10 protein-coding genes are annotated in these 12,249 nt (G+C 61.4%); 2 read left to right on the top strand and 8 right to left on the bottom strand.

Going from position 1 to position 12,249, the window contains the following annotated elements; genetic code table 11:
• Nucleotides 1-34: 34 nt before the first annotated feature.
• A complete protein-coding gene (locus BSG17_RS13985; protein WP_089825130.1) occupies nucleotides 35-2,041 on the bottom strand; it encodes a glutaminase domain-containing protein in 2,007 nt (668 codons plus the stop codon).
• Nucleotides 2,042-2,213: 172 nt separating this feature from the next.
• Between BSG17_RS13985 and BSG17_RS13980 the strand changes: the two genes are divergently transcribed.
• The gene (locus BSG17_RS13980) at nucleotides 2,214-2,855 is read left to right on the top strand and encodes a bifunctional 4-hydroxy-2-oxoglutarate aldolase/2-dehydro-3-deoxy-phosphogluconate aldolase (RefSeq protein WP_089825128.1); all 642 of its coding nucleotides are present in this window, start codon (nucleotides 2,214-2,216) and stop codon (nucleotides 2,853-2,855) included.
• On the top strand, nucleotides 2,852-3,808 hold the full coding sequence (gene kdgK1, locus BSG17_RS13975) for a bifunctional 2-dehydro-3-deoxygluconokinase/2-dehydro-3-deoxygalactonokinase (RefSeq protein ID WP_089825126.1): 957 nt from the start codon (nucleotides 2,852-2,854) through the stop codon (nucleotides 3,806-3,808). The genes BSG17_RS13980 and kdgK1 overlap by 4 nt, the downstream gene beginning before the upstream one ends.
• Nucleotides 3,809-3,835: 27 nt before the next feature.
• Here kdgK1 and BSG17_RS13970 read toward each other — a convergent pair whose 3' ends face one another.
• The 7 genes from BSG17_RS13970 to BSG17_RS13940 all read right to left on the bottom strand — a co-directional run bounded on the left by BSG17_RS13970 (nucleotide 3,836) and on the right by BSG17_RS13940 (nucleotide 12,243).
• Complete coding sequence (locus tag BSG17_RS13970; RefSeq protein ID WP_089825124.1) at nucleotides 3,836-4,624, bottom strand: SDR family NAD(P)-dependent oxidoreductase; 789 nt, start codon at nucleotides 4,622-4,624, stop codon at nucleotides 3,836-3,838.
• A gap of 1 nt (nucleotide 4,625) precedes the next feature.
• Entirely contained in the window at nucleotides 4,626-5,684 is a 1,059-nt protein-coding gene (locus tag BSG17_RS13965) for a cellulase family glycosylhydrolase (protein ID WP_089825122.1), read from the bottom strand.
• A 71-nt stretch (nucleotides 5,685-5,755) separates the two neighbouring features.
• Nucleotides 5,756-6,910: a galactonate dehydratase gene (dgoD, locus tag BSG17_RS13960; RefSeq protein ID WP_089825120.1), complete on the bottom strand. Its 1,155-nt coding sequence runs from the start codon at nucleotides 6,908-6,910 to the stop codon at nucleotides 5,756-5,758.
• A 48-nt stretch (nucleotides 6,911-6,958) separates the two neighbouring features.
• Nucleotides 6,959-9,727: a glycoside hydrolase family 2 protein gene (locus BSG17_RS13955; RefSeq protein WP_089825118.1), complete on the bottom strand. Its 2,769-nt coding sequence runs from the start codon at nucleotides 9,725-9,727 to the stop codon at nucleotides 6,959-6,961.
• Between the two features lie 97 nt (nucleotides 9,728-9,824).
• A complete protein-coding gene (locus tag BSG17_RS13950; RefSeq protein ID WP_139246611.1) occupies nucleotides 9,825-10,478 on the bottom strand; it encodes a hypothetical protein in 654 nt (217 codons plus the stop codon).
• Nucleotides 10,478-11,326: a carbohydrate ABC transporter permease gene (locus BSG17_RS13945; RefSeq protein ID WP_089825115.1), complete on the bottom strand. Its 849-nt coding sequence runs from the start codon at nucleotides 11,324-11,326 to the stop codon at nucleotides 10,478-10,480. The genes BSG17_RS13950 and BSG17_RS13945 overlap by 1 nt, the downstream gene beginning before the upstream one ends.
• Entirely contained in the window at nucleotides 11,323-12,243 is a 921-nt protein-coding gene (locus tag BSG17_RS13940; protein WP_089825113.1) for a carbohydrate ABC transporter permease, read from the bottom strand. The genes BSG17_RS13945 and BSG17_RS13940 overlap by 4 nt, the downstream gene beginning before the upstream one ends.
• Between the last annotated feature and the right edge of the window lie 6 nt (nucleotides 12,244-12,249).

Raw genomic sequence — 12,249 nt, 5'->3', positions numbered from 1 at the left:
AGCTCACTCGGCAGGTGTCGAACACTACGTTCGGTTAGTTCGCGTCTCTCGTGACGAACGGTGGATCTTGATCCAACAGTCTCATGAACAACCCACCAACCACAGACCGATGCTGGAATCTGGTCCGTTCGGCAGTCTTCGTGTCGTACCAGTCGGCGAGAGGGACCCGATGAGGCGTTTCATCCAAGAATCGCCACAGCGAGTCGACTAACTGCTCGAAGTCCGAGTCATCCTCCGCGAGCGTTGCTGCCCAGAGTACCCAATCGGCTTTCGTGTACGACGCTCGGCAGTCCAGCGGAGTTCCGTACCGGTTCTGTTCCTCAAGATACTTTTCAACTTCTGTCTCTGCAACAGTGTCGTCGAACAGATCCAAGTCGAACAAGTGATCCCACACAAGGTTGTATTTGAGACTCCACGTCCCTGGTTTGTCGAACGCCAATCTGAAGTGCTCGCCATCGTCCGCATCTCGTGTCCACTCCTCGGCCATCTCGCGTGCAATCTCCACGTATTCTTCCCGGCGGTCGGTCTCTCTTCGAAGCCCACACAGCAGTCCGTAACTCGCAATCCCAAAAATCGTTTTCAAGGAGAGATTCACGTTGTGAGCGAGATGGCCAGCGAAGTCGTCGGTACAGAGTTGCTCACCCGGGTCGTAGCCGTTTTTGAGGAGGTACTCAGCCCATTGGGTCAGCAACTTCCAGTGGTCGTCTGCGAACGCCGACTCGCCATCGCGGAGACAGACTGCGGCAGTCGCGATGAGCATATTCCCACACTCTTCGATCGGCATCTGGTTCTCGAGGACCAGTTCACCATCGACTGTGCGGTACGTTTGCCCGTTCGCCTTCGGATACGTTCCAACGTCGTGCGGGGCAAACTCGTACGGCCAGTCGGCGGTCCGAGCGTAGCGGAAGATCGGCCGGAGCATCCCTTTGACGAGTTCGGGGGCGTACAACAAGAAGAGTGGAATCGAGGGATAGGTCACGTCGACCGTCGCGATACAGCCGTTGCTGAAACACTCCTTCGAGAAGAACAACGGCCGTCCCTCGTACTCGACGAGCGTATGGGAGGCGATTGCCTGCCGGTACGCGAGCGAGGTGATGTCTGCGTACGACTCGCCGCCCGCCTCGAGGCTCCGTTGTCGTAATTCTTCGTCGAACGCTGTACAGCGCGCGCGAACTGCCGAATACGCTTCGACCGCTGTCGCGAGCATTTCTTCGGGTGTCGTCCCATCACGTCGCCAGTAGGGTTCGAGGTGCTCGCCGAAATACTCGATCGCTTTCCGTTCGTCGTAGGCCACCGTGAGGAACGTCTCTTGTTCGGACTCACCATCGACATCCATCTCGAATGCGCAGGCTAACACGGACAGGTCGTCGTCCGCGTCGGCCGACGCCGCCTCAGCATCCAACTGCGGGAGCTGAGCCGTCGCAACGAATTCGTCGCGGACGGCTGCTCCCGCGATAACACGCTCCGTTGGCACGCTAGTCGGTGCGAGGAGATACAGGTACCCCCAATCGATGCGGACGTCGTCACCGCTGTGACCGAGGATATCCTGAGTCTCCGTCCCGACCCGGAGTGCCTGGCCATAGCCCTGAACAGAGACGCGGTCCGGCTCAGTCGACTGCTCCGGCGTATCCACACACCACTCCGCAGTCACGTCGAAGTAGATCGAGATATCGTGATCCTCGCCGTCGACTGCCCGTGTACGGAAGGTAACGTAGGTGGTCGGCCGCGAAAGGAGGTCGAAGTCGTCGAGCAAGAGTGGAGAGGTGAACTCGACCTCGAGTTCGATACCAGCTGCCCGGAAGGTGTAGCCGGTCGTGGTCGGGTGCACGATCAGATTCGTCTGTTCCATCGCCGGAACATCACCATGCTCGCCCGCGAATCGATAGGATTCGCCATCGATGACTGCAAACCCAGTGAGGCCATGCTCCGATTCAGTCCAGTGTATCGGTGTCGACTCGGCTAGGTGGGTGGTCGGAGACCAGACACTGAAGTAGGGGTGGTGTGTGACGAGTGGCACTGCTGGCGGTCGGAGCGAACTCATACTTTCGTATCTGAGAGAACCAGTATAAGTGTACGGACTGGTGTGTACGCGAGCACTGTCCACTGACGTGTGCGTTCCCATCGTCAGGTTCTCCGCGGTAGTTCAGAGGTGACTAATGGTGCCAGCATCACCCGAAGTTATGTGCATCCACTCGGTGTAGACACGTAGACGCATGAGTAAGAGTGACGTCCGTCAGCGGATCGTAGATTCAGGTGTTATCGCAATCCTTCGCGGTGTTTCAGTGGAGGCCGTCGGTGATGTCGTCGACGCCATTGCAGCCGGCGGCGTCGAAGCCATCGAAATCACGGTCGACACGCCGGGCGCGGTCGACATGATTCGACAGGTCTCCCGGGAGCATGGCGACGACATCGCTATCGGAGCAGGGACCGTTCTCGACCCTGAAACTGCGCGTGCAGTCCAACTCGCCGGGGCGGAGTTCGTCGTCACGCCGACGGTCAATACCGAGGTCATCGAGACGTGTAACCGGTACGGCACACCCATTGCGACGGGTGTTATGACGCCGACAGAAGCACTCACCGCGACGGAAGTAGGCGCAGATCTCTGCAAGCTGTTCCCCGCATCGACGACTGGCCCCGGGCAGGTGAGCGCGATCAACGGTCCGCTTCCACAAGTCCCGCTCGTTCCGACAGGTGGCGTGTCGTTGGACAACGCCGCTGAATTCTTCGAGGCGGGGGCGGTTGCCGTTGGCGTCGGAAGCGCACTCGCCGACACTGACGCGATCGACGCCGGAGACTACCAGACACTGACCGAGACCGCAGCACAGTTCACCGCGCTCGCCGAGGAACACCGATGACGCCCGACCTCGTCACGTTCGGTGAGACGATGCTTCGCTTGAGCCCACCGTCGGGAGAGCGGCTGGAGACGGCCACTTCACTCGACTTCCGGACGGCGGGTGCAGAGAGTAACGTCGCCGTCGCAGCGTCCCGACTTGGGAGCTCGACGACGTGGCTCTCGAAGCTCCCAGACTCCCCGCTCGGACGCCGTGTTACGAACGAACTCCAGCGTCACGGTGTCGATCCACGGATCTGCTGGGACGAGACTGCGCGACAGGGAGCGTACTACATCGAGCAAGGTGCGACACCACGACCAACGACAGTTATCTACGACCGCGCGGACGCGGCGATTACCACTGCTCGTCCGGCTGACCTCGACCTCGACGCCGTCCGTGACGCATCGGTTTTCTACACGAGCGGCATCACACCGGCACTCTCCGAGACGCTCGCAGAGACGACGGCTTATGTCCTCGCCACTGCGAGGGAGACAGGAACGACCACCGCGTTCGATCTGAACTATCGGTCGAAACTGTGGACTCTGGCGGAGGCGCGTGCGATGTACGAGTCGCTGTTTCCGGACGTCGACATCCTCGTCGCCGCCGAGCGAGACGTCCGGACGGTCCTCGACCGCACCGGAGACGCCGAAGCACTCGCAGCGGGACTGGCGAGGGATTTCGACTTCGAGACGGTCATCATCACTCGTGGCGACGAGGGGGCGCTCGCGGTTCACGAAGGGACGGTCCACGAGCAGCCAGCGTTCGAGACAGAGACCGTCGACGCAATCGGAACCGGGGACGCCTTCGTCGGAGCATACCTCGCCCGACACGTCGCTGGCGACAGTGTCGCCGAGGCACTCGCGTACGCCGCAGCGACCGCCGCGCTCAAGCGAACGATGGCTGGCGACCTCGCCGTCGTGACGCCAGAAGAAGTGGATCTGGTGCTGAAAACCGGTGACGCAGGCATCGAACGGTAACCTCCTGCGACCTAGTCGACACCGAAGCTACTCGAGACTGTTCTTGTACTCGACGAAAGTATGATCCTGCATGACGGCAGTCCGCCCGCCGTCGACGAGGAGACTCGTTCCGGTGATGAACGACGCCTCATCACTCGTCAGGAACGCCGAGGCCGCTGCGACATCATCAGGAGTCCCGATACGCCCGAGCGGATGCATCGATTCGACGTGCTCGCGGTCGTCAGCGCTCAGTTCCTCTCGCGTTCGTTCGACCTCGACCCACCCGGGGTTGATGGTGTTCACCCGAATACCGAGTGGACCGAGTTCGAGCGCGAGTGCACGCGTCATTCCGTTGATCCCCGCCTTCACCGCATTGTACGGGAACAACCCGGGCATCGTCAGGAACGCGTGGTTCGAGGACATGTTCAGGATGGCGCTTCCCTCGGACATGTATTCGACTGCATGCTTGACGCACAGCCAGAAGGAACGAAAGTCCGTCTCGAGGACGAACTCCCAGTCGTCCATCGTTGCTTGGGTCGCCGTCGTCTCTGTCTGCACGCCGGCGTTGTTCACGAGCACGTCGATTCGACCGAATCGGTCGGCTGTCTCCTCGACGAGCGCCTCGATGGCGGTAGGGTCGCGCATGTCTGCTTCGATGAACGTCGCCTCCCCGCCCTCCGAGCGAATCGACTCGACGATCTCCTCGCCGTCAGCTGCTGATCGGCCGTTAACGACGACGGTCGCGCCCTCGCGACCGAGGCGTTTTGCAATCCCAGCGCCGATACCTTTCGTCGACCCGGTGACGATTGCGACGTGTCCTTCGTGGCGCGAGCTCATCTCAGTCGCCTCCGACCCCTGGGACGTCCGACAGCTCTCCCCGGCCAGTGTACTCACAGAGCAGTTCGACCTCTTCTTGGCGGTAGGGAGTTCCGTCTTCGTGGAGGAGATCGTGGAACCAAGTGTCCGTATCCTCGTCTTCAACGGCTTCGGCGATGGAGGTCTGTGCGGTACTCCACGGGAGGTGCGTCTGAATCTTCCCGTTGACGAACCCCCACGTGTAACAGCCGATGTTCTTCTCCTTGTAGTACGGCAGATGCGTGCGAACGTGGTTATCTCGCGTGCGCGCAAGCCACTCCGTACAGAGCAACGGTCGGTCGTACGCTTCGAGGTCCTCGAGGCGCTCTTTCGTGAACGAGAGTTCGCTGTAGTCGTGGAACGAGACGACGTCTGCGTGCTTGCTCCCGATTCGGTTCTGCTCCGTCCGGTTCGGATCCCAGTTGACGCCTGCGGTAACTGGCTGGGTCGGGTTCGCCTCGCGGACCCAATCAAAGGACTCGCGGAGAAGTGGGAGCGTCTTTTGCTCCATCTCGCTGTTTCCGGGCTCGTTGTAGACGTCCCAAATGAGAACACGGTCGTCGTCGCGGAACGCACCGACGATGTCGCGGACGTACTCGGCGAGCTGTGGCCACGTCGAACGGTCGACCGCCCGTTCGTGGCCGGGGCTGGGTGTCCACTGGCTGTTGTGGGTGTTCGGGAGCGGGTCTTTCTGTGGACCGAGATACGGTTCGTCTCCGGAGAACCCGACGTCGTCGAAGAAGACGAACATCGTCGAGAGGCCGTGGCTGTCGGCGATGTCGAGATAGCGGTCCATCCGTTGTTTCAGTCCCTCGGGGTCGTCCTCCCAGACGACGTACTGAAGGAACACTCGGGCGGTGTTCATGCCGACCGCGCTCGCCCACCGGAGTTCGCGGTCGATCGTCTCGGGGTCGAACGACTCGGCGAGCCACATCTCAGTCGGGTTCACCGCCGTACTGGGGAGGTAGTTACACCCGACGAGCCAGTCTTGTTCGTCGTACCAGTTCCATGCTTTCTCGGAGCTCCAGCGTTCTACTGTCATGATTTGTCTTGTTCTGTCTGTCGTCAAAGGTCAGTTCGCAAGCGGTCCATCAGCGGTCGGTTAGGTTGCGCTCACCATTCGGCGACACTCCCGTCGTCGTGTCGCCAGACGGGGTTGTGCCAGTCGACGTCGAGTTCCGCACGCTCACGGACGTAGTCGACGTCGATGTCGACGCCGAGGCCCGGTCCGTCCGGAAGGTCGACGTAGCCGTCGTCGTAGTCGAACACCGAGGGGTCTTCGAGGTAGTCGAGGACGTCGTTGCTCTCGTTGTAGTGGATATCGAGGCTCTGCTCTTGGATGAGCGCGTTCGGCGCGACGGCGTCGACCTGGAGACACGATGCGAGCGCGAGCGGCCCGAGCGGGCAGTGTGGGGCCATCGCCACGTCGTACGCCTCGGCCATCGCAGCAATCTTCTTCACCTCGGTGATGCCGCCGGCGTGCGAGAGGTCTGGCTGGATGAGGTCGACCGACTGGTTCTCGAAGACCTCTTTGAAATCCCACCGGGAGTACATCCGTTCGCCCGTCGCGATGGGCGTCGACGTCTGCGCGGCGATTTCGGGCAGTGCGTCGTTGTGTTCCGGCAACACCGGCTCTTCGATGAAGAACGGTTCGTGCGGTTCGAGCGCTTTCACCAGTCGCTTGGCCATCGGCTTGGTGACCCGCCCGTGGAAGTCGACGCCGATGTCAACCTCGGGGCCGACGGCCTCGCGGACGGTCCGGAGTCGGTCGACGGCGTCTGCGACGGCACTCGGGTTGTCGATGCGGCGAATCTCCGGAGTGGCGTTCATCTTCAGCGCAGTGAACCCCGCGTCGACTTTCTCAGCGGCGGCCTCACCGACGTCGGCCGGGCGGTCGCCGCCGACCCACTGGTAGACGCGGACGCGGTCCCGAACCGGGCCACCCAGGAGCTCGTAGACGGGCGCACCGAACTGCTTGCCCTTGATGTCCCACAGCGCCTGGTCGATACCGGCGATGGCCGACATGAGAACCGGCCCACCGCGGTAGAACCCACCGCGGTACATCGACTGCCAGTGGTCTTCGATTCGTGAGGGGTCCTCTCCGAGGAGATACGTCTCGACGAGCTCCTCGACCGCCCCGCGGACGGTGTGTGAGCGGCCTTCGACGACCGGTTCGCCCCAGCCAACGGTGCCGTCGCTAGTCTCGAGTCGGAGGAACAGCCATCGCGGCGGCACCTCGAACAGTTCGTAGTCAGTGATTCGTGTCATAGACAGATGTGTGAGGTCGTGTGTGGTGTTGTTTTCGGATGTCGAAGGTCAGTCACGGGCGAGATGGGTGATGAGTCGGTCCAGTAGGAGCGTGGCGACGGGATGCTCACCGTATCCCTCCCCGAGCGCGAAGGTCGACGTACTGACCTCCCCCTCACTGACAGTGCGCGTCACGAGCGGACTCCCCCAGTTGGCAATCCACCCTTCGACGTATTCGATGTGAATCTCGTCGCGGTCGGTGTCTAGCCCTGTCGCCAGTGCGTTCGGGTAGAGCCCCTCGAAGGCCCAGTCGAGTCGCTTGCTCCCGGTCGCATCCGAGATGAGCGGACAGTCGTGAGCGAACAGCGCAGAACACAGATTCCAGTTCTCTCCCGGCGGGAGTTCGCGGTAATCGAACAGGTCGTCTGTCGGTGCAGGTTCGTGCGCCGGTGGCACGAGCAAGACTCTCCCGCCGGCCTCGGCGAAGCCACGAGCCGCCGCATCGAAGGTCGAGACGACTGCAAGGTCGACCTCGTCGCTCAGCTCTCGCGTCACGTCGTGACAGGAACCGATGAGGCGATCGGCGACGTAGTTCTCCTGGACGAAGACCGTGAGCTCACGATTCGGAGCCCGCGCTGCGCTCACGACGGTCACCGGTTCGTCGTTCGTCGCTGTCGCCGTCTCGGTGGTGAACGTGACCTGCAGTGAACAGCGCTCGCACACGTCGACAGTCGGTGCTGTCACCGTAACCGTTCGCGTCCGAGACTTGGCATGCGCATCGACACCGACGTCGAGGCTTCCACCGTCGACGACCTCCTCGGTCTCTTCGGTGACGAGCGACCACTCGACCGTCCCGGTGTGGGCTTCACGCCCGTCGTTGACGACCGTGATTTCGACGTCGGTGTCGTCGCCACTCCAGGCGACGTGAGACGCAGGCTCTGCGGTAATCAACAGCTCGTTGTTGATGGCCGCGAAGTCGTCGTGGAACGCCTTCTCCTCGCGGCGGTAGTCGAGGATGCCGTTGAACTCCCACTCGATGTCGCTGAACTCGGTGATGATGTAGCCCGAGATGCCGTCGTGGACCCGCATCTGTTCGATGAGATCCTTCACAGAGAGATACTCCCGCCACTGCCACGCCTCGGCGAGGTCGGTGACGTCGTCGAAGGTATCGAGCAGCGTCGTCTCCTCGAGACGCTTCTTGAAGCCGGCGGGTGAACGGAGGTTCGATTCGAGATGGACCTGTCGTTCGCTCACCTCCTCGTCCGATGCGGTCAGGAACGGGTGGGTGTACCAGTCCGGCTCGCCGCCGTAGAACTCTTCGAGCGCCTCGGTATCGGAGAGCCCCCACGTGCCGAACTCCGAAACGACAATGGGTGTCGACTCGGGGTCGGTGTACTCCGCGGCGTAGTTCCCCGCGGGATCCGCCGTCATGGCGTCGAGGTCGTCTCCCCAGGCAGCAGCGCGGTCGGGACTGGCGAAGTAGCGGTGGTAGTCGTTGATGTCCGTCGCGACGTGAGCCCACCCTGAGTTGTCACAGATCGGCCGCGTGGAGTCCCAGCGTTTCGCCGTCTCGTACAGTTCGCCGAGGTAGGCCTGTTTCTCCTCGTCTTCCCAGATGAACTGTTCGTCTTCTTGATGGCCAATCCCCCATTCTTCGTTGTAGAGACTCCAGATGATGACGCTCGGCCGATTGAAGTCACGCTCGATGAGCGCCTGTAACTGCTCGCGAACCTCGCGCTTAGAGCGCTCGGTGTAGCGAGCGGGGTTCGCAGGCTCCTCCCAGACGAGCATCCCCAGGCGGTCTGCGAGTTCGAGGAAGTCGGGGTGGGCAGGTTTGATGTGTTTCCGAAGGAGGTTGAACCCGAGTTCCTTCGCAGTGCGAATCTCGCGCTCGAACAACCCTTCTTCGAACGGTCGGTACAGCGTCTTGGGGTAGTACCCCTGGTCGAGCGCTCCACGGATGTAGAGCGGTTCGCCGTTCAGTTTGAACGTGCCATCTTCGACCGCGATAGACCGCATGCCGAAGTAGTCTTCGTACACGTCGACGGCACCGGACTCGTCTTCGAGTTGAATCTCGAAGTCGTAGATGACGGGGGTCTCGGGGGTCCAGTACTCGGCGTCCGGAATCGGCACGGACACGGTGGTCGTGTCGTCGGGAGAGACGTCGGCTTCGACGCTGGTGACGACAGAGCCGTCCCGTTCGACACTGATGGTCGCCGTGAGCGAAGTGGAATCGGTCGACGAGTCGCCAACGGTGGTGAGTTCGACCGTTGCCGTGTCCGTGTCGAGATTGGGGGTGACTGCAGCGTTCTCGACGTACGTTGTCGGGCGGGTTTCGAGCGTGACCTCTTGCCAGATACCGCTGACCCGCTTGTACCACGGTTCTCCCTGCTTGCCGTGCGGGATTTCACTGATATCTTCGGGGTCTTCGACCCGGACGGTGACAACGTTCTCGCCGGCTCCGATGGCGTCCGTGACGTCGACCTCGAAGGGGAGATAGCCGCCACGGTGATCGCCACATTCGGTCCCATTCACGTAGACAGTCGCGTGATAGTCGACGGCACCGAACCGGAGAAACGCTCGCTGGCCGTCGGGGAGCGAGTCGAGCGACACTGTGCGTCGGTACCAGGCGACGCCAGTGTAGTCTGCGAGCTCGTCGTGTTCCTGCCACGCGTGGGGGACCGAGACCGTCAGGAGATCGTCGGTCGCCCACGGGGCGGTACGGTGCCACTCTTCGGTTGTGCCGACGTCGCCATCATCGAGACGGAGAGACCACTCCCCGTTCAGTGAACGAGATGTGCGACCTACTGTTGTGTTCTGTGCGTTGTTGAGCTTCATTCGTTGTATTGTGTGTACTCTTGTCCGCGATGTTCGCTCTGTTTCTGCCAAGTCGGTATGAGTCTTCGTATTGATACAGGTACGAGGCGAGGTGGAGTCAGGCGAGCGCTTCCGGTCTTCCCGTAGGTGTGTCGGCTCCCTGACCCTCGGCTGGCTCGTCTGCTAGCACCTCGACGTGGTAGGAGATCGTCAGTGCTGGGAACAGCAGGACGAACCCGACCGTCATCAGTGCCGTCACGACGAACAGCGTCCCGGTGACGAGTGCCAGCGTGACCGTCGATGTGGGTTTCGTGGCAACCCACACGTACCCCTGCTTGAGCGATGCGAGCGGTGTTTCTCCGTCGGCCAGGGCGTAGAACGTCGGGATCAGCGCCACGCCGAGGTAGCCGCCGACGTAGATGCCGACGACCGCTGCAACGTTCTCGAAGCCACCGAGTCCGCCACCGCTGCCGAGATAGAGCGTCGCCGACACGACGAACGCGAGCGGGAGGAAGCTCAGCAGGGCTGCGTGGATGCCGTTCATGCCGAGTGCTCGCGCGACGTACGCGCGATCGACGTGACCCGTCTGCCGAAGCGACCGGACTGCGGCGTACGCGCCGAGCGTTGCCGGTCCGAGTGTCACTACCGGAAGCGAGGCGACGAACCACATGACGCTGACAGCCACGAGTTCCAAACTGTGGCGGTAGACGAAGCGGAAGGTCCGCTTGTGTGCCGACTGGGCTGTCTCGGTGGGAGGCTGTTCGTCCATCATTATCCTGTGGTCCCCTGCATCTGGACGGCGTTCACGAGGTGCTCCTGCAGGATGAGGAACACGATGAACAGCGGCGCAGCCGCCAAGAGCGTTCCTGCCATCTCTGCGCCGGGCTGGAAGACCTGCGTCGGTTGCATCGTCACGATACCCACGGGTAGGGTGAACGACGACTCACCCTGCAAGACGATGAGCGGCCAGAGGAACTGATTCCACGTGTACACGAAGGTGTACAGCGAGAGCGCAGCGATGGCTGGCTTCATCAACGGGAGGACGATGCGCGCGTAGATCTGGAACGTGTTGAACCCGTCGAGCTTCGCCGCTTCGATCACGGAGTCCGGGAGATCCCTGAAGAACTGCGTGAACAGGAACACGCCGATCGGCATCGCACTGAACGGGAGAATGACCGCCAGTGGACTGTTGACGAGTCCGAAGTCCGAGATGATGGTGAACAGTGGGACCATGTTCGCGTAGATCGGCACCATGAAGCTCGCGATGATCACGGTGAAGACGACGCGCTTACCCGGCCAATCGAGTTTGGTGAGCGAGAAGGCGATCATCGAATCGAGGATGACCACCAAGAGCGTCGTCGTCGCTGCGATGATGAACGTGTTCACCAGCCACTGCACCATCGGCGCTTCTCGTAGGACGATCAGATACCACTCGAAGGAGACCTCTGGGGGTATCCAGTACGGCTGTTGTGAGAACGCGAACTGCGCGGTCTTCAGCGACGTCGACAGCATGTAGAGGTACGGGACGACGAAGAGGAACGCAGCACCGTACAGTGCCACGTACAGCCCAGCAGTTCTGAGGCGTTGCGAACCCAACTGTTTCGAGGATGTTGTACTCATTGGTTATCATTTCCGATGAATTTGTAGTTGACGATGGACACTGCCACGAGTACGAAGAACAGGAAGTACCCGATAGCAGCGCCGTACCCGAACTCCTGTTCGCGGAACGCCATCCGGAACAGGTACATGACGAGCGTCTGCGTGGAGTTACCCGGCCCCCCGTTGGTCATGATGTACACCTGACCGAAGATCTGGAATGAGGCGATGAACTGCACGGTCGTCACGAACATGATGGCCGACCGCATCTGCGGGAGCGTGATATCCTTGAACGCCCGCCAGGTACTCGCTCCGTCGATGCGTGCAGCTTCGTACAGTCGCTCCGGAACGCCTTGTCGGGCGGCCAGCAGAATGACGAAGTTGAAGCCGACGGTCCACCAGATGGTCGCGAGCGCGACAGCCGGCATGGCGAAGGTGAAACTGTTCAACCACGACGGCGGGTTGCTCACGAGGAACTCCAGATAGTAGTTTATCGGACCGTAATCGGGCGCGTACAGTTCGGCCCAGACGAGTGCGACGACCGACACGGTCAGGACGTACGGGCTGAAGAACACGGTCCGAAGGAACCGTTTACCCTTGACGTCTCGGTTGACGCCGAGTGCGATGGCGAGTCCGAGCACGACGAGCGTTGGAACCGTCAGCACCACGAAGAACACCGTAGCACGGACGGCCTTCCAGAACGTCGGGTCTTGGAGCATCCTGAGGTAGTTGTCGAAGAGGATGAACTCGGACTGTGAGGGGGCGAAGGCGTTCCAGTCGTAGAGACTCATGTAGAACCCCTTCAATAACGGGTACAGCAGGAACACCGAGAACACCAGGAGGTACGGGAGAGCGAACAACACACCGTCACGCGTCTCCTTGTCGGTGAAGTCGACTTCTTGAAGCCGACTCAACACGCTTTGTGTATCTTTCGTTGCCATGGTTAG

Source organism: Halogranum amylolyticum, from assembly GCF_900110465.1.
Classification (GTDB): Archaea; Halobacteriota; Halobacteria; order Halobacteriales; family Haloferacaceae; genus Halogranum; species Halogranum amylolyticum.
Note: the sequence above shows the minus strand (reverse complement) of the source record. Positions and strands in the feature narration are given on the sequence as shown.

Excerpts from the sequence above, each read along its gene's own strand:
- BSG17_RS13965 (WP_089825122.1), bottom strand. The coding sequence starts at position 5,684 with ATGACAGTAGAACGCTGGAGCTCCGAGAAAGCATGGAACTGGTACGAC.
- BSG17_RS13980 (WP_089825128.1), top strand. The coding sequence starts at position 2,214 with ATGAGTAAGAGTGACGTCCGTCAGCGGATCGTAGATTCAGGTGTTATC.
- BSG17_RS13955 (WP_089825118.1), bottom strand. The coding sequence starts at position 9,727 with ATGAAGCTCAACAACGCACAGAACACAACAGTAGGTCGCACATCTCGT.
- dgoD (WP_089825120.1), bottom strand. The coding sequence starts at position 6,910 with ATGACACGAATCACTGACTACGAACTGTTCGAGGTGCCGCCGCGATGG.
- kdgK1 (WP_089825126.1), top strand. The coding sequence starts at position 2,852 with ATGACGCCCGACCTCGTCACGTTCGGTGAGACGATGCTTCGCTTGAGC.
- BSG17_RS13985 (WP_089825130.1), bottom strand. The coding sequence starts at position 2,041 with ATGAGTTCGCTCCGACCGCCAGCAGTGCCACTCGTCACACACCACCCC.
- BSG17_RS13940 (WP_089825113.1), bottom strand. The coding sequence starts at position 12,243 with ATGGCAACGAAAGATACACAAAGCGTGTTGAGTCGGCTTCAAGAAGTC.
- BSG17_RS13950 (WP_139246611.1), bottom strand. The coding sequence starts at position 10,478 with ATGATGGACGAACAGCCTCCCACCGAGACAGCCCAGTCGGCACACAAG.
- BSG17_RS13970 (WP_089825124.1), bottom strand. The coding sequence starts at position 4,624 with ATGAGCTCGCGCCACGAAGGACACGTCGCAATCGTCACCGGGTCGACG.
- BSG17_RS13945 (WP_089825115.1), bottom strand. The coding sequence starts at position 11,326 with ATGAGTACAACATCCTCGAAACAGTTGGGTTCGCAACGCCTCAGAACT.